Genomic DNA, 25,480 nt, shown 5'->3' with positions numbered 1-25,480 from the left:
CGCGGCAACAGGTGGCGCGGCAACAGGTGGCGCGGCGACGGGCCGTCCCGTGACGGGTGCTCCCGTGACAGGCGGCGCGCCGGCGGGTGACGTGGGGACGGTCGCCTCGGGCGCCGGTGGTTCTGGCAGGGACGGACGAGTGAGGGGCTGGGTCTCGTCGTCACCGGTGGGGCGGGCGTCGGGTTGCCTCACCCTCGCCTCCTGTCATCTGGGCAGGCGGCGGCTACGGGGGAAAGCCGACCGGCGCCTGGCTGGTGGATCGTCCTTGCTCACCGCAGACCAGAAAGAAAGAATCCGGTTACTCAGCGGATACGCGTGGTCGCGCAAAGTGCTTATCTTGCAAGCACTTCCATTCTACGACTTCTCGGACGACCGAATTGCGCCCAGCCCCGCACCATGCCGGTTCCACATACAAGTCTCAGGAATTCCGGTCACAGCGAGAACCCAATATCACTTTCTCGCAACTCTTCCCGACGGCGGGCAACCTTTCACCGGAACGGCGATCAGACCTCCTCGTAACCGATCAGCTCGGTGGGCGCACCGGTCGGATTGGGCCCGTAGATGGCCAGCATGCGGGCGTACACCGGTGCCCAGTAACGCCCTTGGGCCCCGGGCGGCACGGTGACCGTGTCACCGGCCCGCGCGACCACCGTGGTGCCACCGCTCTCCACGTGCAGTTCACCTTCCAGCACCACGTTGGTCTCACTGTGCGGGTGATGGTCCGACCAGCTCGCGCCGGTGAGTGACCACTCCGACAGGCCGAAGTCGGGCCAGCCCTCACGCTCGGGCGGGAAGATCCACCGGCTCTTCATGCGCGGTGTGCCGGGAGCCGCACTGACCAGCGGCCGTGCCGGGCGCAGCCGGGGCTCGCCGGTGGCAGAGGGGGTGCCGGGGCGGATCACGTCGTCGTTCATCGGGCATACCTCGGTTTCGGTGCGGGCGGGTGCGGGCGGGTTGCCGGAGGAACCGATCACGGCGTCGGTGCGCACGCCGGGCACCGCGGGCGGGCCGAAACCCGGCCCGGTCCGGCGCTGCTCGCCCTCGTCCGCATCCCCCCCAGCCTGCGCGACCCGCCCCGCCCCCTGCCACGCCCGGGATGTAAAACGTGCGATAAGCCCTCTCCCGCAAGGGTCTGCTGCCAGACTTCCGGGCATGACCGAGTTCGCCGGCGTGAAGCTCACCGATGCCCGGGTCCACGACGTCCAGGTGGCGCGGGCCAGCTTCTGGAAGGTCCGGATGCGTGGCGTCTGGGTGGACCGGGTGGAGATCGACGGCGAGATCCAGGGGCTGCGCGTCAACGGCGTGGACGTGGGCCCGCTGATCGAGGCCGAGCTGGACCGCCGCCACCCGCAGCGCGCCCTGATGCGGCCCACCGACGCCGACGGGTTCCGGCAGGCCTGGGACATCCTGGAGACGCTGTGGGCCGGCACCGTCGAACGGGCCCGGGCCCTGCCGCCGCACCTGCTGCACGAGCGGGTGGACGACGAGTGGTCGTTCGTGGAGACGCTGCGGCACCTGCTGTTCGCCACCGACATCTGGGTGGGGCGGGCGGTGCTGGGCGAACCCCGGCCCTGGCACCCGCTGAGCCTGCCGTTCGACGAGATGGACCCCGACCCGGACGTGCCCTGGGACCGTGCCGCCCGGCCGGGCCTCGACGAGGTACTCGCCCTGCGCGCGCAGCGGGCGGCCACGGTGCGCCGGGTGCTCGACGGTCTCACCCCGGACCGGCTGGCCGCGCACACCGAGCCGGTCGACGGGCCCGGTTATCCGCCGGCCGACCGCTACCCGGTGGCCGAGTGCCTGGGCACCGTGCTGAACGAGGAATGGGAACACCGGCTCTACGCGGAACGCGACCTGGCGGTCCTGACGGCCCGGTCGTGACCGTCCGGCACTCGATACCGTGGCGGCATGTCCGAAAACTCTTTCCTGGGTAAACCGTTCGCCCTGACCCTGCCCGGCGACATCCGGTTCGGCGCGGGCCGGGCCGGTGAGGCGGCCGGGCTGGCCGCGGCCGCCGCGGACGGCGGTGGCGTGCTGCTGGTCACCGGGTCGTCCGACCGGCACGCCGCGCCGCTGCGCGAGCGGCTGGGAGAACTCGGCGCGACCGGCACCACCGTGCGGGTGGTGGGTGAACCGTCGGTCGACGTGGTGCGGGAGGCGGTGGGCACGGCCCGCGCGGCCGGGGTCACGGCGGTACTGGCCGTCGGCGGCGGATCGGTGCTCGACACGGCCAAGGCGGTGGCCGCCCTCGTCCACAACGGCGACCCCCTCGACCACCTGGAGGTGGTGGGCCACGGCCGGCCGCTGACCGGGCCGGTGCTGCCGTGGATCGCGGTGCCGACGACGGCGGGCACCGGCTCCGAGGTCACCCGCAACGCCGTGCTCACCGCCGGCCGGGTGAAGGTCAGCCTGCGCTCGCCCGCGATGCTGGCCCGCACCGCGGTCGTCGACCCCGACCTGCTGCGCGGTCTACCCCGCGCGCCCCTGGTGCACGGCGGCCTGGACGCCCTGGTGCAGCTGGTCGAGCCGCTGGTGTCGAAGCGTGCCAACCCGGTCACCGACGCGCTGGCCCGGCAGGGCCTGAGCGCGTCGCTGCGCTCGCTGCCGCGTGCCGCCGCCGAGGGCACCGACGACCCGGCGGTGCGCGAAGACCTTTCCCTGGCCTCACTTCTCGGCGGGATCTGCCTGGCGAACGCCGGGCTCGGCGCGGTGCACGGCCTGGCCGGGGTGGCGGGCGGCATGCTCGGCGCCCCGCACGGTGCGCTGTGCGCGGCGTTCCTGCCCGCCACCCTGGAAGCCGACCTGGTGGCGCTGCGCCGGGCCCCCGACCCCGTGGCCCGGGCCCGGTTCGACGCGCTCGGCCCGCTGGTGACCGGCGACCCGGAGGCCGGCGCCGAGCAGGCCGTGGCGGCGCTGGGTGATCTGGTGCGCGCCCTGGGCGTTCCCCGCCTCGACGACCTCGGGCTCGTGGACGACGAGGTGGGCGAGCTCGTCGAGGGCGCCCTGTCCGCGTCGTCCACCAAGGCGAACCCGCTGCCGCTGACCCGCGACGAGATGCGGGCGGCGGTGCTCGCCTCCCGCTGAACCCGTGACCCGCTGAACCCGTGGCACCGCCCGGCGGGCCTAACCGGCCCGCCTGGGAGGGGTCCGCAACCGGGCCCGCAGGCGCTCCGGCGGCCGCGAGACCAGCCCGCGGACAGCAACACTCAGCGGTGCGGCCAGCGGCAGGATGGTCAGGGTCGACAGCGTGCGGTCCGCCCCGGTCAGGACCGCCCGCAGGGCTTCCCGCTCGCCCGGTTCCGGCACCGTCTCCAGTTCCAGCGTGCAACGTTCCAGGGCCCGGGCGTAGGCCTGGCCGTAGGCGCGCACCGCCCGGTGCGCCCGGCGGGAGGATCGCCGGCCGACGATCCGGCCGGGCCAGGTCATGGTCTCCCGCCGGCCATGGAACGCCCGGATCGCCTCCTCCGCCTGGTCCCAGCGACGGGCGGCCCGGCTCAGATCGCGCCGGAGATACCAGCGGGAGTACGGTTTTCCGGCCACGGGCTGGTCGGTGGCCAGGGGCTGGCCGGTGCTCACGCGCTGGTCGATGGTCACGGGCGGGCTCGTGGTCACGGGCGGGCCGGCTGCCAGGGGCTCGTCGGTACTCCCGGGCCGGTCGGCCGTCACGGGCTGCTCGGTGTTCACGCGATCACGTCCTCGTTCGTTCGGGCGCCGGTCGGGAAGCCGGGCGAAGACGCCGGCCCAGATGCTGTTTCCGGTGCTGATTCCGGTGCCGGCCCAGGCTGCGAATCGGGTGCCGGCGCAGGTTCCGGATCCGGCACCGCGACCGCGGGGTCCCGGGCCTGGAGCACGAGCATCCGCCCCAGCTCGTGCCATTCGGCCAGCTTCCGCGCCGGGTCGAGATCACGGATCCGCCGGGCGGTCTCGTCCAGCGGGCCGAGCAACGGCATCGGGCTGCGGATCCCGGAGAAGAACTGGAAGACGTCGCTCTCCGCCTGACCGGTCGAGGAGGAACCGGCGGGGATCCCGTCCCGCAGGTCGATGACGACGTCGTCCGTCCCGCTCAGGGCCGGGGCCACGTCCCCGGCCCGGCCGTGCACGAACCGGGACGGCAGGATCAGCATCTCCCACACCCGGCCCAGGTCGGAGCGGGCCCGGCCGAGCAGGTCGTCGTGCAGGATGCGCAGGGCCCGCCAGGCGTGCTCCTGCTCACCGATCGCGGCGCGGGCGGCGTCGCGCCGGGCCACCACCTGCTTCAGCTGCTTCGCGGCGTCCTTCCGCGCCCGGGCCAGACTCGTGACGTAGGGGTTCGAGATCATCACCTCGACCGCGACCGTGGTCACCGCCAGCAGCAGCACCAGAGCCACCACGGCCTGGTCAACCGGCTGGAACAGCTTGTCCCGCATCACCTCTCCGCGGATCACCGCCCAGTTGACCAGGACCACCAGAAGATACAGCGGGAAGGCGCAGATCGCGACGACCTGCGTCACCCGCAGGGCCCGGTACGCCCAGGGGCTGGTGTCCGGCCCGGGCGGGCGCCGCCAGTGGGCCAGCAACCTCCAGACCGGCGCGCTCAGCAACCGGCCGGCCAGGACCAGGGCCAGCGGCAGCACCAGGCTGACCGCCTGGGCCGGCGCCCGCTCCAGCGGGCTGGGGTCGACCGGCACCCGCAGCAGATCGGTGAAAAGACGGTAGAAGAAAAAGAAGTCGAACACCAGAACCGTCCCGAACACGGCCAGGGCCAGCAGATGGATCACCACGCCCGGGGCGCGCAGGAACTCCGGCGGCAGCAGCCGGTAGTCCCGTTCCAGCCGCAGCATCAGTCCGGTCGCCCGGCCGACGCCGTTGCCGTGCACCGCCCGCCGGAACTCGTCCAGCCGCAGATCGGCCTCGGTGGCGCTGAGCTCCAGCCGGACACCGGCTTCCTGCAACGACTTACGGTGACCGGAGAGCATTCCGGTGGTGCGCCGTGCGGCGGCGAACAGCTGCGACATCTCGCCGTTGTCCAGTTCCCGCGGCGACCGGGCCGGCATCCGCAGGTTCCCGCTGACCAGCGTGTGAATGCCGCAGCCACAGCCGTGGAAGCAGACGCCGGGATGCCGTCGGGCCTCGGCCGGCAGCGGCACCACCGTGCCCGCCGTCACCGGATCGTCCTCGACGATCTCGGCCTCCGCGATGTCTTCCTGATCGGGCTCGGGGTGATGGTCGGTCATCGCCGCTCTCCTCATTCCGCCGCGTACTCGACATAGCTGAGGTGGATCTCGACCCGCCGGTTCCGCTTCCAGCACTCCGGGGCCGACTCCCGGCACAGCGGTGACGACTCCCCCGCGCCGCTGCTCTCCACCTCCTCGAAACCGTTCTTCTCCAGGAATTTTCGCACGGTCATCGCACGCCGCCCGGACAGCAGGTCGTTGTCGTGCGAACTCCCCCGCTCGTCGGTGTAGCCCGTCACCCGAACGTGCAGCTGCTTCTTGGTGCGGTACCGCTCCAGCCGGCGCAGCACCTCCGCCTCCCCTCCGGGGCGGAACGTGTGCTCGGCGGTGGCGAACAGGACGTCGGACTCCAGCGGGACGTCCTCATCCACCGTCCGCACGCCGTCGCCGGGAACCGAGGGAAGGGTGACGACGGGGTCGTCGGCGGACGAGCCGTCCGGATCGTCCGGCGGAAGCGGCTCCCCGGAACCGTTTCCGGTCTCGAAGGTCCCGCCGGCCGAGGTGACGAACCCGGTCCAGAACGCATCGAGCCATTCCTGCTGCGCCGGTTCGATCTCCTGCCCCAGCGGCTCCCCGATCGCGACGAACTCGACCGTGACACCGTTCAGGTCCAGGGGTTCGTGCTCGCCGCAGTTGGTGTAGATCTGCGACGTCGGCAGCGGCTCCGGCTCCCGCAGCTCAGGCCGGCCGAGATCGGCGCACCCGGCGTTCGAGAGCCCGTCGCCGAACACCACGATCCGCCGCTGCCCGGCGTCACGCACCAGCTGGCCCGCGCCCCGGCTCACCGCCCGGGCCACGTCCGTGCCGCTCACGGTCGTCGGCCGGAAGAGGTTCTCCCGCAGCAGATCCCCCACGCACGCCTGGGCCTCGTCGCGCTGGGTGGTGACGCCGGTGTCGTCGTTGCCGGTGGCCCCCGGCAGCTCGACCTGACTCGCCAGCCAGTGGATCTTCGCACCGGCGTCGAAGAGGCCCAGCGAGAACGAGCGGACGTCGGGCTCACCGTACGCGGCGACGGCGGCCGCGGCGGCCTGGTCCACCAGCGCCGCACCACGCTCACTGGCCTCGGAGGAGGCCCGGAAGGAGGCGCTGCGGTCGATCAGGACCACCCGGTCGTCCCGGGGGCGCTCCGGGGCGCCGGGCGCCGCGTCCCGGAGCCAGGAACAGGCCTGGCCGGCCACCTGCGCACCGGTGGTACCGCCGGCCCGCCCGGTGACACAGCCGGTGAGGACCAGGGCGGAGACCAGGACCACGGTCTGCGCCACGACCCGGTTCACGAGTTGTCCTGGGCGAAGGGCGAACCCGGGGCCGGGGGCGGCACCTGCACCATCATCGTGTCGAACAGGGCGCGCAGCGCCGAGTCGTGCTTGAGCGTGAAGTTCAGGACGCCGACGTCGGACTGCCCGGCCGTCATCCGGTGCACCTCGGTGAAGAGCGTCTCCACCTTGCGCTCCCGCTCGTCGTACATCTCGCGCAGGATCTTGCCCACCTGGCCGGGGTTCTCGGCCAGGTGCGTGGCCCAGGGCGCCATCCAGCCGGTGAAGGTGGGGCGCTCGCCGTGCTCGGGCCGGCCCAGCTGGTCCACGCCCTCCCTCAGGAAGGAGTGCCAGGCCTCGCGGGCCTGGGTCATCACGGTCGCTCCCGCCACCGAGAGCTCGCCCCGCATCTCCAGGTCCAGGTTCTGGAACGTGGAGGCCTCCAGCCGCTGCCGCACCGGCTCGGCCAGGGACACGAAAAAGGTCCGGTGGCACTCGATGTCACCGTCGGAGTGGCAGACCGTGGAGGCCAGTTCCCGGGCCAGCGCCTGCTCCGCCTGGGCGGCGCGCCACGGCGGGAACTCCCGGACGATGTCGCGCACCTCCTGGTGCAGTCCCGCCTCCAGACTCTCCCGGACGCCGGAGACAGCGTCCTGGAGCGCCTTCGTCACCTGGTCCTGCTTCTCGTCGTCCTCCCGCACCCGCTGGGCCGTCCAGGTGATCCGTGCCTGGACGACGAGGGGGAAGGCGTCGCCGCGGGCCGGGGTCTCCCAGCTGAGCACCACCGGGTCGGGGTGGATGAAGATCCTCCGGTCCTCCGCCGTGACCTCGTTCGCGGTGACGGCGGGCGGCCCCCCGTCCGCCGGTGGCTGCCCGGACCGGAAGGTGATCCACCTCCAGAACCGGTACATCAGGTCCCGGAAACGTTCCGTCCCGGTCGGTCTCGTCATGTCGTCCATCTCCTCAGGCCGTCCGCGTGCCACGTGACTGACGTGCTTCGGTCCAGATGTCGCGCTGGTCGCGCATCCGGTGACGCAGGTCCGGGTGCTGACCCACCTCGTCGATCAGGCTCCTGACCAGCGCCAGGGTCTCGGTCTCCAGCTGGTCGGCCGGTCCGGCCCGGTGGGCCACGTCGGACCACACCCGCAGCCGGCTCCAGGCCCGGTCGCCGTAGGTGCGCGACCTCAGGGCCCCGGTCCAGAGCCGCACCACGTCCGAGCGCCTCAGCCGTCGTTCGCGGACCAGCGCGGCGATCTCCGGCACCAGCCGGCCGGACGCCGTCTCGCGACCCTGGAGGACGATCTGCGTGAACGCCCCGCAGGCCTGTTCCCGCACCACGAAAACCTTTTTCTGCCAATCGGTCAGGTGCTCGACCACCTCCGGCCCGGCGCCGAAGCGGAACATCTGGGCCAGGGTCCACTGGGCGTAACGGCCCAGGCCGGCGTCGCGCGCCAGCACGTCGTCCACCGCCCGCAGCGCCGGGCCCGGCCGCTCCTGCCCGATCGGCCCGCCGTAGGCCTGGAGCACCGCGACCGCGCGCCCGGCCGACCCGCCGCGAGACCACCGGGTCAGCAGCCGCAGCGCCGGGACGGCCGAGTCACCGCGCAGCACAATGCCTTCCAGGGCCCGCCCGGTGGCCTGGACGAGCGCGGCGCGCCCACTGTCGGCCCAGGGGCGCAACAGCATCTCCTCCAGCGAGCTGAAGTCGAGCGAGGCCAGGCGGGCCGCCGCATAGGCCGCGCGCTGCCGCACGGTGACGTCGGGCCACTGGCACAGCGACTCCAGCCAGGTGCAGACCGGGTCGCGCGTCTCCTCGTAGTCGGACCAGGCGATCTCCAGCACGGAACCGGCCAGCATCGGCTCGCGCAGGGCCACCCGGGGACGCCCGGACAGGCCCCGTCGCACCGGAACCGCCTGCGGGTTCTCCAGTTCCAGGGTGGGAACGGCCACGTCGGCGTGCGGGAACCACAGCCGCACCGGTTCACCGAAGACCTCGATCGCGGCCGGCTCGGTGTGCGACTGGGCCAGGCGCAGCCGGCCGGTCAGGTCGCGGGCGGCGATGATGACGTCGTTCTCCGCCTCGCCGTCGAGCACCGAGGCGGCGAGGACGAATCCCTGCACCTTCGGCGCCCGGGCGCTGCCGGCCAGCAGTTCCCGGGCCGACGCGCGCAGGGCACGTTCGCGGGCCCTGCGGGTGCCGGGCCGGCCCCGGCGCCCGTCCGCCTCCCAGGCACCGAGCGCCTCCGCCTGGGCCGCCGCGTCCCACGGGTCCGACATCCGGTCCAGGGTCTCGGCCACGTCCGGCGCCCGGCGCGCCTCGGCGATGCACGCCTCCGGGTCGGTCACCGAGTACAGGCTGTGCAGATGCCTTCTCAGCACCTCCAGGGCCGGCGGCGGAACGTGCTCCACCAGGTAGGGCCGCCAGATGTCCGACACGTCCTCCTCGTCGGCGATGACCACCATGGAGGGACGCCGGCCCTGCGGCGACGGCTTCACCAGCTCGGCGATCATCACCCCGGCCGCGGCCAGGTCCGGGCGGCTCATCCAGTCCCTGCCCGTGGCGTCGAGGAAGTAGCCGGGCGCCTGCATCCCCTCGGTCTCCGGGTCGGCGGGCAGAGGGCCGGGCTCGAAGGCGCCCGGCAGCTGGTACACCCCGCCACCGCTGTTCGGCCCGAGAGCCAGGGCCGCGACGGCGGTGTGGTGCCGCCCGGTGTTCCGCGGCCCCCGCAGCACCACCAGCCGGTCGGCCCGCAGGCGCTCCAGCACCGCGTTGAAACCGGGCGTGCCGACATGGGTTCTCAGCACCCTGGTCAGCTGCTGTTCCGGCATCCGGCCGGCCTGGTCGGGCCGGCCGCCGCCGTAGTGCACGTGACTGTGCTTGTCACCCGCCACCTTGTCGCCGGCCACCTCGTCGCCCGCCGTCTTGCCGCCGTACACGACGTCGCCGTTCTCCAGCTGGTGGTGGTCGCCCGCCACGTCCGTCACGAAGGACTGGCCGCCGTTGTACTGGTCCCGGCCGGCGTACCCGGACCCCTCGCCCATCGTGACGTTGTCGCCCCGGTGCGTCCGGGCGGAATGACTCGCCACACCGAGCAGGCCGTACGCACCGTCGTCCGCGCTCCGGATGCTGCGCGTGCGCTCGTTGACCGGATCCTCCGGCTCAGCCTCCTTGCTGCGCCGGCCGGTCCGCACATTGACGTCGTCCCCGGGCGGCCGGTGCTCGCCCCCGGCGTCACCGGGCTCCGGCAGCCCTCGCTGGGAGGGAACCGGGAAAGCCACGTCGTCCGTGGACTTTTCCCCGGACACCGATTCCCGGGGCGGCCCGGCGCCCGGCCCGCCCAGCCCGCCCGGCCCGGTCTGACCCGGCCCGGCCTGCCCCGGCTCGGCCCGACCCGACTCGGCCCAACCCGGATCGCCCCGACCCGGTTCAACCTGGCCGGGTTCGTCCCGGCCGGGTTCGTCCCGGCCGGGTTCGTCCCGGCCCCGTTCGTCCCGGCCCGGTTCGGCAGGTCCCTCCGCCGGGTTCCCGCTCACGGCTTCTCCCGGCGCGAGCGCGTTCCGTTGTACTGGTCGCGCCTGACGAAGCTGCTGTTCGGCCCCAGCGTGATGTTGTCGCCCTCGTGGAGCAGCGCATCGTGACGCACCACGAAGGCCGGCGGTTCCGGTTCCTTCCCGACCGGGGAGTCCCCCGGTTCGCCGGCCACCACCCGGGTCGGCGGCACGTACAGAAAAGCGTTGCCCCGATAGCCCTTCGACGGGATGTCGATCTCGATCCGCCGGAACGTGTCCATGTTGTACTCGTGGTCGAGGTGCCCCAGGTGGTCTTCGTGCAGCACCTCGGAGATCACCAGCGCGAAGTCGGCGTCCGGGTTCAGTTCCATCGCCTCCCGCACCGGCGCGCTGTCCCGCATGCGGGTGACCGCGATCGGGGCGGCACCGACGAAACCCATGTCTCCCAGGGCGGTGATGCCGACGTGCATGGCGACCCGCATGCGCAGCCGGACACGTTCCGACACACCACGATTCACCTCGTACAGCCGCCGTCGCAGGGCGCGGGGGAACTCCCGGATCACCTCGCCCTCGTCGATCCCGGGCGGCAGCACCGCCAGTTCCGCGTCACCGGCCGGCTGGAGGTACCAGGACTCGATCGGGAGGCCGGTCGCCGCGGCGGCGGAGCGCAGCACGTCCTTGAGCCCGCTCTGCGCCTTCGCCTGCTCCTCGCGCGACCAGCGCGTGTACCGCTCCAGGTCGGCCGAGATGTTCATGCGCCGGATCGCCGGCGCTCCGGGGGCATCACTCACGGCACCTCCTCGGGATAGTGGGGTCATACGTCCACGATGAGCCGCCGCGGGCTGAGAGATCCCGTCAGGGAGCGGGTTCCCGGAAGTCGCGCACCCGGTTTTCCGGAATGCGCCGTCCCGACGACGACACCGCCGACCGTAAGTCGGATTCGGGGCGGCCGAATGCTTTCTCCGGGAGATAGTCCGTACGGATGAGTAGCACCGCGCAATTACCGGGGGAAAACCCTCGGTGCCGGGCGGTCACACAGCGTCAGAGATCCATTGCTAATAGTGATCCAGGATAAAAGCGCGGTTTTCTTTCGGCCTTTCCCGGGCATCGGCTACCACCCGGTTCTAACATCGAGTTCCGCTCGACCGCGACGGGGAGGGGAAAACACATATGTCGCCGGAGACGTGGCCCCGGGGAAGTTTCATGACGCTGGTGGAGAACCCCGTGCGCGAGGCCATGCTGGCCCTCGGGAGGGTCCGGGAATTCAGTCCCGGCAGCCATCTGGTGATCCAGGGTGAACGTTCGCGGCACCTGTTCCTGATCACCGCGGGGGTGGTGAAGGTGCTCGGCGCCACCGACGAGGGCGACCTGACCGCGCTGGCCGTGCGCGTGCGGGGTGACGTGATCGGCGAGCTGGCGGCCCTGGACGGCCAGCCGCGCTCGGCGAACGTCACCGCGGCCGGGCTGGTGATGACGCGCGTGATCAGCCCGGCCGAGCTCCAGGGCTTCTTCCGCGAGCACCCGTCCGCGGCCCTGGCCATGAGCGCCGTGGTGAGCGCGAAACTGCGCTGGGCCAATCATCGTCGCGTCGACTTCGGCACCTACGAGGTGAACGTCCGCCTGGCCCGGCTCCTGGTCGACCTGGCCGGCCGGCACGGGTACCCGACGTCGGAGGGCGTGCGGGTCGGCGTCGCCCTGACCCAGCCCGAGCTGGCCGCGCTGATCGGGGCGTCCGAGCCGGCGGTGAACCGGGCGCTGCGCAGAATGAAGGACGACGGGCTGGTGATCTCCCGGTACCGGGAACAGATCATCACCGACGAGACCGGGCTGCTCACCCTGGCCGCGCTGGAGGAATCCATCCGGGAACGCTGGAATGCCTGATCCCGTGGCCTGACGATATCCGGCGTCCGGAGAGCCGTTCACCACGATCAGACGATCATCGGAATTCCGCGCCCGGAGGACGGCGTGATCGCAGAACGCGAGTTCAGCAGCAAAGGCGACAAGATCGTGATTCACGGAAAGCAGGTGATCGCGAAATACCTGGAACCCGGTTATTCGACGCCGTCGCCGATCGACGGCCCGGCCTGAGCCCCGACCCGGCCGGCTAGTTCTCCCCGGCCAGCCACCGCACCACGTCGGCCACCGGCCCGGAAGGTGCCGCGCGGTAACCGGTTCCGGCCCACAGATGCAGCACCTCGCGATCCCCGGCGGCGAGGGCGGCCTGACGCAGGGCGCGGGTGAGGTGGTGCACGGCGGGATAGGCGACCGGGGCGGCCTCGCCGTACCGCTCGGCGAACCGGTTGGCGAGCGCCCGGGCCGGGCGGCCGGTGAACGCCCGGGTGAGCACGGTCCGGCCGGACGCCGGGTCGGCCAGGGCCGCGAGGTGCGGCGCGGAGGTACCGGCCTCGTCGGTGCGCAGCAGCAGGGTGCCGACGGCGACCGCCTCGGCACCGGCGTCCAGGATCCGGGCCACCGCCGCCGGGCCGTCCACGCCGCCACCGGCGACCACCGGCAGGGCGACCGCCTCACGCACCCGCCGCACCAGCGCCGGTGTGCCGCCGGGATCCGGGGTGCGCGACGGGTCGTGGGTGGCACTGTGGCCGCCGGCGTCCGGGCCCTGCACCACCAGGCCGTCGACGCCGAGGTCGCGGGCGGCCTGGGCCTCGGCCGGCGTGGTGACGCTCGCCAGCACCCGGGAACCGGCGCGCCGCAGCATCGCCACGTCGTCCGCGGACGGCAGGCCGAATGTCAGCGACACCACCGGAACCGGCTGCGCCACGAGCATTTCCACCTTCTCGCGCCAGCGGTCGTCGTCGCTGACCGGCTCCGGGTCGAGCCGTACACCGTGGGCGGCGGCCTCGGGGGCGATCAGCTCCGCGTAGGCCCGGAAGGCCGCCCGGTCGACGTCCCGCCCGGACGGCACGAACAGGTTGACCCCGAACGGTGCGCCGGCGGCGCGCAGCTGCGCGATCTCGGCGGCGAGCGCACCGGGCGTCCGGTATCCGCCGGCCAGGAAGGGGAAGGCGCCGGCCCGCGCGGCCGCGGCGGAGAGGGCCACGGTGGTGGGCCCGCCGGCCATCGGGGCGGCGACGATCGGCAGCGGGGCGTCGAGGAGTCGGGCGGCCATGGCCCCTGTCTACCAGGGGCGCTCCGGGGTGACATAGCGTGCGGATCATGACGGACGACGCGGCGGGCCTGCGGGTGAGGCAGTACGTGTACTTCGCCCTGAAGAGCGAGAGCGTGCCGGTGACGGCGATGATCGCGCGGCTGGGCGCCGAGCCGGACCGGCGCTCGGTGCGTGGTGCGCGGCGGGCCGAGCCGCCGCTCCCGGTGTGCCACCTGTGGATCGTCGAGTGCCGCACGCCCGGGTTGCGGCTCGACGAGCAGATCAGCCGGGTGCTGGACCGGGTGCGCCCGTTGGCCGGGGAACTGCGGGGTCTGGTGGCGACCGGCGAGGTGAGGGCGGTGCTCCAGGCGGTCCGGTACCACGACGCGGACGACGGCGAACCGGAGACGCACGAGCCGGTGACCACCGGGGACGGGCGGGTGCTGGAGGCGATGGCGGGGCAGCACCAGCTGCTGGGCTGGCACCTGGCCGCCGCCGATCTGGCCTTCCTGGCCTCGGTTCCCGCCGATCTGGACGTCGACGAGTACAGCTGACGTCGGCCGGTGCGGGGAGCGCGGCGCGGGTTCGCTAGGGTCCCGGAGGTCGGGCCCCGTTCCGGGGCACCGCTTTCCAGGGCAGTGTGGCCCCCTCTGTCCTGAAAAGCCCCACCGGAGACGCCGTGCCCGCCCAGATGCCCGCCCAGATGCCCGCCCAGGCACCTGTCCAGATGCCGGTCCAGATGCCCCAGCCAGGCGCCCGCCGGGTGCTCAGCATCGTCTGGTTCCCGTTCTTCTTCGTCGCGGCGATGTCGCTGCTGTTCTCCGCGACGTTCGCCGATCCGCACCTGCGCCGCGCCGAAGTGGCCGTGGGACAGGGGGATCAGGCCGAGGCTCTGCGCGCCGCGCTGGCGTCGGGGGGCCAGGCGTTCTCGGTCACCGTGCTCGACCCGGCCCGCGTGGTGCGCGAGGTGGCCGACGGTTCGCTGGCCGGCGGGGTGGTCTGCACCTCCGGCGGGTGCCGGGTGCTGGTGGCCTCGGCGGCCGGGCGGGCCAGGGCCAACCTCCTGGGGACGACGCTGGCATCGGCCGCGCGCGGCGTGGTTCCCGGAACCCCCGTCGTGCAGGACCTGCGCGCGCTGCGCCCCGGCGACACCAGCGGCAGCGGGATCTTCTTCTTCGCCCTGCCCCTGGCCATGGTCGGCATGGTCACCTCGATCATGCTGCTGCAACTGCCGATGTGGGGCAGCCGCAACCGGTTCGCCCTGATCGCCCTGGTCGGGGTGTTCGCGGTGACGGCGGACGAGCTGGTCGCGATCTCGCGCGACGTGCTGCCCTGGGACCCGGTGATCGCGCTGGCGGGCCTGGCCCTGGTGCAGGCGGTGGCCTGGGTGACGAGCGGGCTGGCGCCGTTCGTGCGTCAGTTCTTCGTGCCGGTCGCGCTGACCTTCGTGCTGGTGCTGGGGGTGCCGACCTCCACCGGGACCGTCACCCGGGACATGCTGCCGGGCTGGCTGGCCGGCCTGCACCAGGTGCTGCCGCTGGGGGCGTTCGTCGACGTGATCCGGTCCCGCGCCTACGGAATCGGGCACCCGTTGATGCCGTCCCTCGTTCTTGCGGGCTGGGCCGCACTGGGTCTGCTGCTGATGCTGCTGGCGCACCGCAGGCGCCGCGCGGCCCACGTCGTCCATGCCCCGGAGCCGGCCACCCCCGCGAACGGGACGGTTCCGCCGGAACTCACCGGTGTCGTCACCCGGCTGTCCGGCGAGCCACTGGCCGGGGCGGCCGTGCTGGTGCTCGACGAGTCCGGGCAGGAGGTCGAGCGGGCCCTCACCGACGTCGCCGGGCACTACCGGGTGACCGCCGGGACCCCCGGACTGCACCACGTGGTGGTGACGGCGCGGCACTGCGAGCCCGCCGTCGTCTCGGTGGTGCTGCCGGCGGCACACGCCGGCGGTGCCGCGGTGGTGCACCGCGACGTGCGGATCGAGGACTGGAACGATCCGGCGGGCAACCTGACGGCCGGGCAGGCCGGCTGATCCACCCGGAATCCACCTGGAATGTTGTGCGGGGCCGGGCGGTTGTAGGCGCCGTGAGTGAGCAGAACCTGATCCCCGACGAGAATGCCCACGACCACGACCTCTACCAGCGGGCGCTGTCGCTGCTGGAGATGCGCCTGCCGATCGAGGCCGCACAGATCGCCGCCCCGCTGGAGCAGCGCGAGCGGGTGCCCGAGTCGTACCTCGAGCTGCTGGCCCGGGCCTACTTCAACTCGGCCCAGCTGGGCAACGCCGAGCGGGTGCTGCGCCGGCTGATCGAGCAGTCCCCGGCCAACGGCTGGGCGCACCGGGTGCTGGCCCGCACGCTGGCGCGGCGCAACGCCGACGTCGAGGCGGCCCGCTACCACCGCATCGCCGACGGTTTCGGCGTCGCCTGACCGGACGTCCCTCGTCATCGGAGCCCGCCTCGCGCCCGAGGCGGGCTCCGGCTCGTGTCGGGCCCCCTGATCAGGCGGTACGGTTCTGCACCACGATCCCGCTTACCTGGAGTAAGGTCCCTCACCATCAGTTACAGATCGTGGGCTGGGGGCATCGCATGGCGGCAGATCCGCAGCTGGATCTCGCGGCCGACGTCATCGATCTGACCGACGCCGCCCAGGCGCGCCTGGGTCACCTGCCCGCGCCACGGCTGGTGCTGGCCGACTTCGCGCCGCGCAGCAAGCCCGAACTGCACATCGCCGCAACGCTTCTCGCCTACCGCGGCGCGGCGTCGATCAGCGGGCTGGTGTCGCTGATCAGCTCGCTCCCGGCCTGCCGCACCGCCCTCGGCCTGGGCCTGCGCACCGCCGCCTGGACCTCGCTGACCACCGCGATCGGCGCCTGCGTGCTGCTGACCGCCGGCCAGGTGCACGCCACCCACGCCCGGGCCCGGCTGGCCCCCGACACCCGCAAGAAGGACGAGCCGGCGGCCGGCCCCGACCGGACGGCCGCGCCCGACGACCCGGTGCGCGCCAACGAGATGCAGGTGCGCTCGTACCAGGAGCTGGCCCTCAGCCAGGCCCGCAGTTCCTACCGGCAGTCCCAGTCGGCGATCGGCGCGACCCTGGGCATCCTTCTGGTGGGCACGGTTTCGGTGATGTTCTGGGCGCAGGAGGGCACGCAGGCCGTGGTCGGCGCGCTCACGGCCCTGGGCACCACGATCTCGGCGTTCCCCGGAAAGACCTTCCTGGACGAGCGAAACCGGTCGGTACGCCAGCTGAACCGCTCGTACGCACTTCCACTGACGAAGAATCTGCTGATCTTCGCCCAGGACATCACCCGGGACGTAAAATCGGACCAGAAGCGGGACGCACTCGTGGCCACCGTACTCAGCACCACCCTGGCCGCGGTGAGGTCCACCATGTCCGGGTCGTGGGAGACGGAGAGCGCAGCACGCCCGAAACTCCCCGGGCGTAAGAGAATCCGGCACCATCCCGGTGAGCCGGCCGGGAACCACGACGGAGAAGGCGATGCGGGCTGACCCCCCGCCGGCGGCCGGGCAGGCGGGCCGCACGGTGAAGGTCGAACTCTCGCAGCACAATCTGGCCTTCCTCCTGAAACGCCAGGAACAGGAGAACATCAGCGTCACGAACTCGATCTCCGACGCGCTGGCCCTGTTGCAGATCCTCGACGACACGAAGAAGGAAGGAGGACGGCTTGTCGCTCTATCAGCGGATGACGAATTCATCGGTCAGGTCGATACTCAAACACCCTGAGAACCCGCCTGCGACAAGGCCTCTCCTGCGGGTCGAGCATCCCGTCGAACGCGGGGCCGAGTACCTGGACGACCACCGGGCCGGACGCGGGGCGGGGCAGGGGATCGAGCACGGGACCGAACGCGGCCGGCCGGTCCCGCCCGCCGACGAGGTCATCGACCTCACCGGCGGGCAGCCACCGCCGGCCGACCCGTTCTCCCGATTGCGCCTCGTCCCCGCCGCCCGCACCGACCCGTCGGCCGACCCGTCACCTGACCCACGAGCCGACCCGCCACCCGACCCACGAGCCGACCCACGAGCCGACGCCGGCCGGTCACCGCGTCACCGGAAGTGACCGGCCCGCAATCTAGTGTTCCGATGTGCACCATTCATCCCGGCGTCTATGGTTTGCCCTGATTGAACGTTCTATCTCTTTGACACGGAGGCGACGTGAAGATCGGAATCGGCATCCCGAACCAGGTCCGCGACGTACGGGCCGAGCTGATCCCCGGCTGGGCGGCCAAGGCCGAGAGCGCGGGGTTCTCCACCCTCGGCACGGTGGGGCGCCTGGCCTACCCCGGTGTGATGGACACCGTGGCGCTCGCCGCCGCGGCGGCCACCACCTCCACCATCGGTCTGTTCAGCAACGTTCTGCTCGGCCCGGTCTGGCCCGCCGTGCTGCTGGCCAAGGAGCTGGCCGGCATCGACGCGATCTCCGGCGGCCGGCTCACCCTGGGCATCGGCCTGGGCGGGCGGCCCGACGACTTCGTCGCCGAGGGCTACGGGCCGCGGGGCACCGGCCGGCGCCTCGACCGCGACATCGAGACCTACCGCAGTGTGTGGAACGGCGACCCGGTCGGCGGTGGCACCAACCCGGGCGTCACCTCCGCCCACCGCCAGATCCCGCTGATCATCGGCGGCAACGTGGAGGCCACCTTCCGCCGGGTGGCCCGGGCCGGCGACGGCTTCGTGGCCGGATCGGTGCCCGCCGCCATGGTCGCGCCGTCGTTCGAGGGGGTGCGCACAGCCTGGCGGGAGGCCGGCCGGGAGGGCTCGCCCCGGCTGGTCGCGATCGCCTACTTCGCGCTGGGCGACGGCGACGCCGGGCGCGCCAACGTGCACGACTACTACAGCGCCCACGGCAGCGAGCTGGCCGACTTCATCAGCGGCACGGTGTCCACCGACGCCGCGGCGGTGCGCACGGTGGTGGACCAGTTCGCCGGGATCGGCGCCGACGAGCTCATCCTCAACCCGGCCACCGACGACCCGGACGACATCTCCCGGCTGGCCGAGATCGTCCTCTGACCGGACCGCCACCTGGTCAGCACCGTGAGACCGGGCTCACAGCGCCCCGAGCGCAGAAACGCCGGGCCGTACGACTCCTGTCCCGTTCCCCCCGAGAGAACTGGAGACGAGAATGTCCGAGAACCAGCAGGACCCCGGGACAGCTCAGGAGCAGCCGGCGATCATGCAGGCCCTCGCGGCCCGCGGTGTGGTGCGGGAGTGGGTGAAGGGCGCGCAGACCCTGGCCGTGGTGTCCGCGGCCCGGCGGATGGGCTGGCTGGACCGGTTGCGCGAACCGGTCACCGAGCAGGTTCTCACCGGCGGGTCCTGGACACCCGCCCGGGTGCGCGGGGTGCTCGACGTGCTGGCGGAGGCCGGCGTGGCCACCGCGGGCCCGGACGGGTGGCGGCTCACGCCCCCGTTCACCGTCCTGCTCGACGGCGCGTCCGGTGTGCAGCTCGACGTGGTGCTCGACGCCGCGCGTCTCGATCTGGACGCACTCGCTCACCTCGACCGGCCCGGTGCGTCAATGATGGACGGCGAGGGTGCGCTGATCGTGGCCCGGGACTCCGGCGTCACCGCCGGCCCGGTCACCCGGACGCTCTACCGCTCGGTGTACGACGCGATGCCCGAGGTCTCGGCGGCGCTCACGGACGGCGGGCCGATGCTCGACCTGGGCAGCGGCATCGGCGGGGCGCTGCTCACCACCGCGCAGCTGTTTCCCGGGCTGAAGCTGGTCGGGGTCGACCTGGTGCCCGAGGTGGTGGCCGAGCTGGCGCGCCGCCGCGACGCGCTGGACCTGGCCGGGCAGGTGGAGGTGCGCTGCCTGGACGCCCGGGACCTGCCCGATCGCGGCACGTTCCGGGTGGCCTACTGGGCCCAGGGGTTCTTCACCGACGACGCCCGGGCCGGCACCCTGGCGGTGCTGCGCCGGGCGCTCGCCGGCGACGGGCTGCTGGTGCTCCAGGAGCAGCCGTCCACCGCGGCCGACGCGGTGCGGCAGGGGCAGCACGGCATCGGCGCCGGGCGCACCGCGGCCGAGCTGGCCGCGGAGGCGCGGGAGGCCGGGTTCGTCCTGGTCCGGCAGGTGCGGACCGGCCTGGGCAACCTGGTGGTGGTCCGCAACCAGCCGTAGGGCGGCCCATTCTGTCGGTGGGGACCTCTATCGTCACCGACGTGATCAATCGCGCCCGCCTTCTCGACGAACCACCTGCCGCCGTTCACGGGTCACGGACGACCCGTGAACGGCGCACGCCGAACCCGACGGGTGGTGAGCCCCGATGACGAGCGGCACCGTGAGCAGTCAGGTCACCGGCGCCGCGGGCGCCGAGCTCCCCCACGACGACTACCTGGCGGCGGTCGCGGCCGTCCGGGCCGCCGCACAGCTCTACTACGCCACCACCGAGCTGGCCGAGGACGCCACGGCCGGCGCCGACGTCACCGTGCTCGACGACGCCACCTACGACCAGCTGGTCCGCAACATCGCGGCCACCGAGGCCGCGCACCCCGAGTGGCAGGTCGCCGACTCCCCCACCCAGGTCGTGGCGGGCGCGGCGGGCGACGTCGAGCACATCGCGCCGATGCTCTCGCTCGACAACGTGTTCGACGCCGCCGAGCTGGCCGAGTGGCACGCCGGCCTGGTCCGGCGGCTGGGCCATGAGCCGCCCTACGTGGTGGAGCCCAAGCTCGACGGCCTGGCCCTGGCCGCGCGCTACCAGGAGGGCGCGCTGGTGCAGCTGATCACCCGCGGCGACGGCGTGCACGGCGAGGACGTCACCTTCGCGGCCGCGGCCATCGTCGGCCTGCCCGCCCGGCTGGCCCGTCCGCTGACCCTCGAGGTGCGCGGCGAGGTCATGCTCACCGACCCGCAGTTCGAGACCGCCAACGAGCTGCGCCTGGCCAACGACGACAAGCCGTTCGTCAACCCGCGCAACGGCGTGGCCGGGGCGTTGCGTGGTTCGCGTGACCGCACCTACGCCATCCCGATGACCTTCTTCGCCTACCAGGTGCTACCCCTGCCCGAAGGCCGTCCGGGCGCCCGGCCCGATGCGGGCCTGGCCTACTCGGCCGCCATCGAGCTGCTCGGCGAGCTCGGCGTGCACACCGCGGCGGCCTCGGCCGCGGGCATCGCCGCCGTCACCACCCTGGAGCAGGCCCAGGCCTACATCGACTCGCTGCTCACCCGCCGGGCCGAGCTGGGTTTCGGCATCGACGGCGCGGTGATCAAGGCCGACTCCCCGGCCGACCGTGAGGCCGCCGGCTCCTCGTCGCGGGCGCCGCGCTGGGGCATCGCCTACAAATACCCGGCCGACTCCCGGCTGACCACCCTCGAAGAGGTGATCTGGCAGATCGGCCGCACCGGCATCATCACCCCCCGCGGCCGGGTCGCGCCGGTGTTCGTCGGCGGCGTCACCGTCACCTACGCCACTCTGCACAACCCGAACGACCTGGCCCGGCAGGGCCTGATGATCGGCGACACGGTGATGGTGCTGCGCGCCGGCGAGGTGATCCCCCGCATCGAGGGTTTCGTGGCCGCGGCCCGCACCGGCGCCGAGACCGCCATCGAGGTGCCGCAGGTGTGCCCCAACTGCGGCAGCGAGATCGACCGCTCGCAGGAGCGCTGGCGCTGCCGCCGGGGCCGGGCCTGCGCGCTGCCCCAGTCCATCAAGTACGCCGTGGCCCGCGACTGCTGGGACATCGAGTCGGTCGGCGAGAAGCTGGTGCGACAGCTGGTCGACACCGGGCTGGTCACCGACGTCGCCGACCTGTTCGCCCTGACCGAGCCGCAGCTGCTCGAGCTGGAGCGGATGGGCCAGGCCTCGGTGGCCAAGGTGCTGGCCGAGATCGAGAAGGCCAAGGCCCAGCCGCTGGCCCGCACACTCACCGCGCTCGGGGTGCGCGGCACCGGGCGCTCGATGAGCCGCCGCATCGCGCGCTGGTTCGGCACGATGGAGGCTGTGCAGCAGGCCGACGCGCACGCCTTCGAGGAGGTCGACGGGATCGGCCCGGAGAAGGCCCCGGTGATCGTGGAGGAGCTGGCCGAGCTGGCCCCGGTGATCGCGAAACTGCGCGAGGCCGGCGTCGGCCTGACCGAGCCCGGTGTGCCCGGCCGGGAACTGGCCCGGCTGGCGGCCGAGGCCGCGCAGGCCGGTGAGCAGGAGGCGGCGGCCGCCCTCGCCGCGGCCGGGGCGGGGCTGCCGCTCACCGGTGAGAACGGTAAGCCGATGACGGTGGTGGTCACCGGAAAGATGACCGGTCCGCTGGCCGAGCTGTCACGCAACGAGATGAACGAGCTGATCGAGCGGGCCGGCGGCAGGTCCAGCGGCTCGGTGTCGAAATCGACCAGCCTGCTGGTGGCTTCGGAGGCCGGGTCGAGCAAGTACGCCAAGGCGGAGTCGCTCGGCATCCCGATCGAGACGCCCGGCGAGTTCGCCGAGCGGCTGGCCGACATGCTCTGACGGGAGCTGGAGTGCTCGCTCCGACAGCGGCGGGGGCGCGCCGGTCGCGCCCCCGTATCCTGCCCGCATGAACCCCCGGATGCACGCCCGCCCGAAACCGGAGGCAGCCGGTCTCGGCTCCGCCGCCGCCGTGCTCTGGGACGTCGATGGCACTCTGCTCACCTCGGGCGGAGTGGCGGCCAGGGCGTTCCTGAAGGCGGTGGAGCACGTCACCGGCCGCGCCCCGCTGCCCGACGGCATCGAGTTCGGCGGCCGGATCGACCCGGAGATCGCGGCCCTGCTCCTGGCCACCGTCGAGCACGACGAGGAGCACGTGCCGGCCGTCCTGGAGCGGCTGCACCACCTGGTCCAGCTCGACCTGGAGACGCTGCGCGCACAGACCCGGGTGCTGCCGGGCGTGCGGGAACTGGTTGGCCGGCTGGCCGGTGCCGGGGTGCGGCAGACCGTGGTGACCGGCAACATCCGCAGCGTCGCCGCGGCGAAACTCGGCTCCACCAGCCTGGTTCCACCGATCGAGCTGGAGCCCGGCGGCTACGGCGACAGCGCCGCCACCCGCGCCGACGTGGCCCGGGCCGCCCTGCTGGCCCTGTTCGGCGAGGGCTGGGCCGACCACACCGCGGACTGCTGGATCATCGGTGACACCCCGCGCGACCTGGCCTGCGCCCGGGCCGTCGGCCTGCGCTGCGCGCTGGTCGCCACCGGGCGCACCCCGGTGGAGGCGCTGACCGGGATCGGGGCCGACGTGGTGCTCAGCGGACTGGAGGCGCCCGGCGACGTGCACCTCCTGTGGGGCTGACGCGGCCCGCCGGCCCTCTTGGTCGTCCGGGCGCCGGAAGGGACATTCGAGGCCGCGAAACACCCTCTCAGCAGTTCGGGTCCGTGTTAACTTCGCCGGATGCCGCCAGACGATTCGGTCGTTCCGGTCAATTCACCGGTCCCGGGCGGAACACCGGCCCCGCAACCACCGCCCCGGCGTGGCCTTGTCGGCCGAGCACTTTCACACCCGGCCTGGGCCGGCATCGGTGGCATAGCGGCCGTCCTCGCCGTGATCCCGCTCGCCATCGCCGCCGTGAACTGGATCGACGGCGATCCTCCCGCCGAACCGGCCGCCTCTCCCTCGGTCTCGCCGCCGGCTTCCCCGGAGAACGACAAGGTTCTGCTCGCCACGGTCGAGAAGGACTGGAACGAAGCGGTCTTCTTCGCGGCCACCGACACCCGCGTCCCCAGCCAGGACGTCGATGCCATCAATGCTCGCTATCGCAGACTCCTGCCCAGCCTCGGTCCCATCGAAGCGGCCGGCCGGGCGCTGGAAGAGCTGGGGGCACCCCGCGTGGACTACGTCACCGGTGACCGGTGCAACCCGGTCACCGGAATCACGCCCCTCAAGATCACTTTCCAGTCCCGGCAGGACGACGTGATCATCACCGATATGCAGGCACGCATCATCGACACGCACGACCTGGCCCGGCGGACCCGTTTCGCCATCACCCCGGAAGGCAGTGGCGAGAACGTCACCGGCGCCTTCAATCTGGATTCCCCCGACCTGTCGCTGGTCGACGACACGACGTACGGGCCGGGCCGGCAGCGCTACTTCGATTCGCACCACATCACCGTGCGGAAGAACGACCCGACCGTTCTCCAGATTCACGCCTACGAGTCCACCCGGCTCACCCAGTGGGTCATCGACGTCACCGTGGTCCACGAGGGAAACAGGTCCACCGTGACCCTCGACGACTCGGGCCGGCCGTTCCGGACCACCGGGGTCGGGTCGGCAGCGGAGACGGCCTACGCGATCAGCCCCGAGGACGTCGAAGCGGGCTTCGTCCAGGTCCCCGCCTCACCCATCGACCTCTGTACCGGGTGACGCACCCTCAAGGTCACCGCCCGGGCCGCCGATGCCGACAGGGTGTACGAGCTGATCTACGTCAGCCAGGCCCTCGTGGACCTCAGCCAGGACGAGATGGAGAAGTTCCTGGGGGTCAGCAGGACCCGGAACGCCGCGTCCGGGGTCACCGGGCACCTGCTCCACGTGCACGACAGACCGCACGGAACCGCCTATTTCGTGCAGATGCTCGAAGGCCCCCAGGACGCCGTGCAGGAGACCTTCGGCCGGATCCGCCGGCACATGCTGCACACCGACGTGCGCCTGGTGCACCGCGGCACCAAGGAGACGCGCTCGTTCCAGGGCTGGCAGATGCGCCTGGCCACCACGACCACCGACACGGTGCTGGCGATGATCGCGGCGGAACCGGCCCTGGCCCACCTGACGGGCAGCACCCTGGACCTGCTGGCCGACCCGTTCCTGGCCCGCACCCTGCTGATGCTGTCGGCCGGCCAGCACGCCTGAACAGGAGCTACGCGACGCGGGTCAGCTCCAGCACCGGGATCGTGCGGATGCCCTCGGTCTTCTTCTCGTACTCGGCGAAACCCGGGTAACGGCGGGCCTGTTCGCCGTAGATGCGGTCCCGGTCGGCACCGGTGACCTCGCGCACGGCCACCGGGTAGGTGCCGGTGCCGAGCTCGATCGACGCCTCGCCGGCCGACGTCAGGTTGAAGTACCAGCCCGGGTTCTCCGGCGCCCCGGCCTTGGACGCGAACACGTACAGCACCCGGTCGTCGCTCTCGTGCGCCAGATACACCATCGGGCTGACCATCTCGGTGCCGCTGCGGCGCCCGCGATGATGCACCAGCACCATCGGGGCCCCGGCGAACCGGCCACCGACCCGCCCCTCGTTGGCGCGGAACTCCTCGATGATCATCGTGTTGAAGTCGGTCATCGGCATCCACCTCCCTCTCCTGCGAGACGAATCCTGCGAGACGAACGAGAGGATACCGTTCCGTCACGCACCGGACACGCTCAGTCCCGCGACCGCGGCACCCCGGGTTCCCTCGCCCCCTGCTCCTGGGTGGCCACCCAGCTGGCCAGCAGCCGCAGCGACGCCTCGCTGGGCGAGCCCGGCTCGGCCGCGTAGATCAGGAAGTTCAGGCCCGGCTCGTCCATCGGTTCCATCGCCTCGTAGGACATGTGCAGGTCACCCACGACGGGATGGATGAAGTGCTTCTGCCCGTTGGCGTGGTGCCGCACGTTGTGCGCGCCCCAGCGCACCCGGAAGTCGTCGCTGCGGGTGCTGAGCTCTCCGATCAGGTCTTGCAGGTCGCGGTCGTACGGGTTGCGCCCGGCCTCGGTGCGCAGGATGGCGACGTTGATGTCGGCCGACACGTCCCACTGCGGGTAGTACCTCTCGGCCAGCTCACGGTGCAGGAAGGTCAGCCGGGCCAGGTTGAGCGGCCGCTCGCGCAGCTGGTAGGCATCCCAGTACAGACCCCGGAACAACGCGTTCTCGGCCAGCACGTCGAGCCGCCCGTTCCGCACGAAGGCCGGCCCGCCGGTGATGTTGTCGAGGGCCCAGCGCACGGCCGGGCGCACCGCCGCGGCCGGTGCCCGGCGCCGGCTGCGGGCCGCCGGGCCCGCGCAGGCCCGGGCCAGGTCGAACAGGTGGGCCCGCTCCGCCTCGTCCAGCCGCAGCGCGTCGGCGATCGCCGCCAGCACCGCCTCCGAGGCACCGGTCAGATCGCCGCGCTCCAGCTTGGAGTAGTACTCCACACTCACCCCGGCCAGCAGCGCCACCTCGGTGCGGCGCAGCCCGGGCACCCGGCGGTTGGAACCGCCCGCCAGCCCGGCCTGGTCCGGGGTCACCCGCGCCCGCCGAGAGGTCAGGAACTCCTTGACCTCCTGCCTGACCTCCTGCTTCACACCCATCCCCGCATGCTAGGCCCGGCCTCCGCCGGGTGGGGTGCCCTACCGGTACACCCCACCCGGGCCCGTCCGACCCTGGTCCCGCGACCCCCAGGACCGGCGGGGTGATTCCTGCACCGCGCGAGAACCGGCACCTTCAGGAGTGACCGCAGCACCACGAGGAGGAACAC

General features: G+C 72.6%; 25 protein-coding genes. 15 read left to right on the top strand and 10 right to left on the bottom strand.

The window, feature by feature from the left end; genetic code table 11:
• Nucleotides 1-503: 503 nt before the first annotated feature.
• Nucleotides 504-989: a cupin domain-containing protein gene (locus tag KIH74_RS38815; protein WP_214157845.1), complete on the bottom strand. Its 486-nt coding sequence runs from the start codon at nt 987-989 to the stop codon at nt 504-506.
• Between the two features lie 163 nt (nt 990-1,152).
• Here KIH74_RS38815 and KIH74_RS21360 point away from each other — a divergent pair, with 163 nt between their 5' ends.
• Both KIH74_RS21360 and KIH74_RS21355 read left to right on the top strand, forming a co-directional pair.
• Entirely contained in the window at nt 1,153-1,881 is a 729-nt protein-coding gene (locus tag KIH74_RS21360) for a DinB family protein (RefSeq protein WP_214157844.1), read from the top strand.
• Nucleotides 1,882-1,908: 27 nt separating this feature from the next.
• Nucleotides 1,909-3,084: an iron-containing alcohol dehydrogenase gene (locus tag KIH74_RS21355; protein WP_214157843.1), complete on the top strand. Its 1,176-nt coding sequence runs from the start codon at nt 1,909-1,911 to the stop codon at nt 3,082-3,084.
• 39 nt (nt 3,085-3,123) lie between these two features.
• On the opposite strand, the gene KIH74_RS21350 is transcribed toward KIH74_RS21355, so the two are convergent.
• The 6 genes from KIH74_RS21350 to KIH74_RS21325 are packed head-to-tail and all read right to left on the bottom strand — an operon-like array spanning nt 3,124 to nt 10,767.
• Nucleotides 3,124-3,684 (bottom strand): hypothetical protein, encoded by a 561-nt coding sequence (locus tag KIH74_RS21350; protein ID WP_214157842.1) that lies wholly within the window; start codon nt 3,682-3,684, stop codon nt 3,124-3,126.
• Nucleotides 3,681-5,213 carry a hypothetical protein gene (locus KIH74_RS21345; protein ID WP_214157841.1) on the bottom strand — a complete coding sequence of 511 codons (1,533 nt, stop codon included), beginning with the start codon at nt 5,211-5,213 and terminating at the stop codon, nt 3,681-3,683. The genes KIH74_RS21350 and KIH74_RS21345 overlap by 4 nt, the downstream gene beginning before the upstream one ends.
• 11 nt (nt 5,214-5,224) lie before the next feature.
• Nucleotides 5,225-6,487, bottom strand: coding sequence for an OmpA family protein (locus tag KIH74_RS38810; RefSeq protein ID WP_214157840.1), 1,263 nt, complete (start codon nt 6,485-6,487; stop codon nt 5,225-5,227).
• Complete coding sequence (locus tag KIH74_RS21335; RefSeq protein ID WP_214157838.1) at nt 6,484-7,416, bottom strand: hypothetical protein; 933 nt, start codon at nt 7,414-7,416, stop codon at nt 6,484-6,486. The genes KIH74_RS38810 and KIH74_RS21335 overlap by 4 nt, the downstream gene beginning before the upstream one ends.
• A gap of 13 nt (nt 7,417-7,429) precedes the next feature.
• A complete protein-coding gene (locus KIH74_RS21330) occupies nt 7,430-10,000 on the bottom strand; it encodes a hypothetical protein (protein ID WP_214157836.1) in 2,571 nt (856 codons plus the stop codon).
• Nucleotides 9,997-10,767, bottom strand: coding sequence for a cupin domain-containing protein (locus KIH74_RS21325; protein ID WP_214157835.1), 771 nt, complete (start codon nt 10,765-10,767; stop codon nt 9,997-9,999). Before KIH74_RS21325 ends, KIH74_RS21330 begins: the two co-directional genes overlap by 4 nt.
• A gap of 412 nt (nt 10,768-11,179) precedes the next feature.
• Between KIH74_RS21325 and KIH74_RS21320 the strand changes: the two genes are divergently transcribed.
• Together KIH74_RS21320 and KIH74_RS37880 are read left to right on the top strand one after the other, a co-directional pair.
• Nucleotides 11,180-11,857 carry a Crp/Fnr family transcriptional regulator gene (locus KIH74_RS21320; protein WP_214157834.1) on the top strand — a complete coding sequence of 226 codons (678 nt, stop codon included), beginning with the start codon at nt 11,180-11,182 and terminating at the stop codon, nt 11,855-11,857.
• Nucleotides 11,858-11,941: 84 nt separating this feature from the next.
• Entirely contained in the window at nt 11,942-12,064 is a 123-nt protein-coding gene (locus KIH74_RS37880; protein ID WP_281418062.1) for a hypothetical protein, read from the top strand.
• Between the two features lie 16 nt (nt 12,065-12,080).
• On the opposite strand, the gene KIH74_RS21315 is transcribed toward KIH74_RS37880, so the two are convergent.
• A complete protein-coding gene (locus KIH74_RS21315; protein ID WP_214157833.1) occupies nt 12,081-13,103 on the bottom strand; it encodes an NAD(P)H-dependent flavin oxidoreductase in 1,023 nt (340 codons plus the stop codon).
• Nucleotides 13,104-13,150: 47 nt separating this feature from the next.
• On the opposite strand from KIH74_RS21315, the gene KIH74_RS21310 reads away from it, so the two are divergent.
• From KIH74_RS21310 to KIH74_RS21260, 11 genes are all read left to right on the top strand, one after another.
• Nucleotides 13,151-13,636: a DUF4279 domain-containing protein gene (locus tag KIH74_RS21310; protein WP_214157832.1), complete on the top strand. Its 486-nt coding sequence runs from the start codon at nt 13,151-13,153 to the stop codon at nt 13,634-13,636.
• Between the two features lie 125 nt (nt 13,637-13,761).
• Nucleotides 13,762-15,117, top strand: coding sequence for a carboxypeptidase-like regulatory domain-containing protein (locus tag KIH74_RS38805; RefSeq protein WP_214157831.1), 1,356 nt, complete (start codon nt 13,762-13,764; stop codon nt 15,115-15,117).
• Between the two features lie 53 nt (nt 15,118-15,170).
• Nucleotides 15,171-15,515: a tetratricopeptide repeat protein gene (locus KIH74_RS21300; protein ID WP_214157830.1), complete on the top strand. Its 345-nt coding sequence runs from the start codon at nt 15,171-15,173 to the stop codon at nt 15,513-15,515.
• 158 nt (nt 15,516-15,673) lie between these two features.
• Entirely contained in the window at nt 15,674-16,597 is a 924-nt protein-coding gene (locus KIH74_RS21295) for a TRADD-N-associated membrane domain-containing protein (protein WP_214157828.1), read from the top strand.
• Entirely contained in the window at nt 16,587-16,832 is a 246-nt protein-coding gene (locus KIH74_RS21290) for a hypothetical protein (RefSeq protein WP_214157827.1), read from the top strand. Before KIH74_RS21295 ends, KIH74_RS21290 begins: the two co-directional genes overlap by 11 nt.
• A gap of 429 nt (nt 16,833-17,261) precedes the next feature.
• Nucleotides 17,262-18,116: an LLM class flavin-dependent oxidoreductase gene (locus KIH74_RS21285; RefSeq protein WP_214157826.1), complete on the top strand. Its 855-nt coding sequence runs from the start codon at nt 17,262-17,264 to the stop codon at nt 18,114-18,116.
• Nucleotides 18,117-18,228: 112 nt separating this feature from the next.
• Nucleotides 18,229-19,230 carry an SAM-dependent methyltransferase gene (locus tag KIH74_RS21280; protein ID WP_214157825.1) on the top strand — a complete coding sequence of 334 codons (1,002 nt, stop codon included), beginning with the start codon at nt 18,229-18,231 and terminating at the stop codon, nt 19,228-19,230.
• A gap of 145 nt (nt 19,231-19,375) precedes the next feature.
• The gene (ligA, locus tag KIH74_RS21275) at nt 19,376-21,553 is read left to right on the top strand and encodes an NAD-dependent DNA ligase LigA (RefSeq protein ID WP_214157823.1); all 2,178 of its coding nucleotides are present in this window, start codon (nt 19,376-19,378) and stop codon (nt 21,551-21,553) included.
• 67 nt (nt 21,554-21,620) lie between these two features.
• Complete coding sequence (locus KIH74_RS21270) at nt 21,621-22,349, top strand: HAD family hydrolase (RefSeq protein ID WP_214157822.1); 729 nt, start codon at nt 21,621-21,623, stop codon at nt 22,347-22,349.
• Between the two features lie 249 nt (nt 22,350-22,598).
• Nucleotides 22,599-23,417, top strand: coding sequence for a hypothetical protein (locus KIH74_RS21265; protein ID WP_214157821.1), 819 nt, complete (start codon nt 22,599-22,601; stop codon nt 23,415-23,417).
• A 42-nt stretch (nt 23,418-23,459) separates the two neighbouring features.
• Entirely contained in the window at nt 23,460-23,900 is a 441-nt protein-coding gene (locus tag KIH74_RS21260) for a BLUF domain-containing protein (RefSeq protein WP_214157820.1), read from the top strand.
• 7 nt (nt 23,901-23,907) lie between these two features.
• On the opposite strand, the gene KIH74_RS21255 is transcribed toward KIH74_RS21260, so the two are convergent.
• Both KIH74_RS21255 and KIH74_RS21250 read right to left on the bottom strand, forming a co-directional pair.
• Complete coding sequence (locus KIH74_RS21255; RefSeq protein WP_214157819.1) at nt 23,908-24,330, bottom strand: nitroreductase/quinone reductase family protein; 423 nt, start codon at nt 24,328-24,330, stop codon at nt 23,908-23,910.
• 80 nt (nt 24,331-24,410) lie between these two features.
• Nucleotides 24,411-25,313 carry a helix-turn-helix domain-containing protein gene (locus KIH74_RS21250; RefSeq protein WP_214157818.1) on the bottom strand — a complete coding sequence of 301 codons (903 nt, stop codon included), beginning with the start codon at nt 25,311-25,313 and terminating at the stop codon, nt 24,411-24,413.
• Between the last annotated feature and the right edge of the window lie 167 nt (nt 25,314-25,480).

The organism is Kineosporia corallincola, assembly GCF_018499875.1.
GTDB lineage: Bacteria > Actinomycetota > Actinomycetes > Actinomycetales > Kineosporiaceae > Kineosporia > Kineosporia corallincola.
The sequence above is the reverse complement of the archived record's forward strand: the minus strand, read 5'-3'. Positions and strand labels throughout refer to the sequence as shown.

Excerpts from the sequence above, each read along its gene's own strand:
- KIH74_RS21360 (WP_214157844.1), top strand. The coding sequence starts at position 1,153 with ATGACCGAGTTCGCCGGCGTGAAGCTCACCGATGCCCGGGTCCACGAC.
- KIH74_RS21355 (WP_214157843.1), top strand. The coding sequence starts at position 1,909 with ATGTCCGAAAACTCTTTCCTGGGTAAACCGTTCGCCCTGACCCTGCCC.
- KIH74_RS21345 (WP_214157841.1), bottom strand. The coding sequence starts at position 5,213 with ATGACCGACCATCACCCCGAGCCCGATCAGGAAGACATCGCGGAGGCC.
- KIH74_RS21335 (WP_214157838.1), bottom strand. The coding sequence starts at position 7,416 with ATGACGAGACCGACCGGGACGGAACGTTTCCGGGACCTGATGTACCGG.
- KIH74_RS21320 (WP_214157834.1), top strand. The coding sequence starts at position 11,180 with ATGACGCTGGTGGAGAACCCCGTGCGCGAGGCCATGCTGGCCCTCGGG.
- KIH74_RS21315 (WP_214157833.1), bottom strand. The coding sequence starts at position 13,103 with ATGGCCGCCCGACTCCTCGACGCCCCGCTGCCGATCGTCGCCGCCCCG.
- KIH74_RS21310 (WP_214157832.1), top strand. The coding sequence starts at position 13,151 with ATGACGGACGACGCGGCGGGCCTGCGGGTGAGGCAGTACGTGTACTTC.
- KIH74_RS21295 (WP_214157828.1), top strand. The coding sequence starts at position 15,674 with ATGGCGGCAGATCCGCAGCTGGATCTCGCGGCCGACGTCATCGATCTG.
- KIH74_RS21290 (WP_214157827.1), top strand. The coding sequence starts at position 16,587 with ATGCGGGCTGACCCCCCGCCGGCGGCCGGGCAGGCGGGCCGCACGGTG.
- KIH74_RS21280 (WP_214157825.1), top strand. The coding sequence starts at position 18,229 with ATGTCCGAGAACCAGCAGGACCCCGGGACAGCTCAGGAGCAGCCGGCG.
- ligA (WP_214157823.1), top strand. The coding sequence starts at position 19,376 with ATGACGAGCGGCACCGTGAGCAGTCAGGTCACCGGCGCCGCGGGCGCC.
- KIH74_RS21270 (WP_214157822.1), top strand. The coding sequence starts at position 21,621 with ATGAACCCCCGGATGCACGCCCGCCCGAAACCGGAGGCAGCCGGTCTC.
- KIH74_RS21255 (WP_214157819.1), bottom strand. The coding sequence starts at position 24,330 with ATGACCGACTTCAACACGATGATCATCGAGGAGTTCCGCGCCAACGAG.
- KIH74_RS21250 (WP_214157818.1), bottom strand. The coding sequence starts at position 25,313 with ATGGGTGTGAAGCAGGAGGTCAGGCAGGAGGTCAAGGAGTTCCTGACC.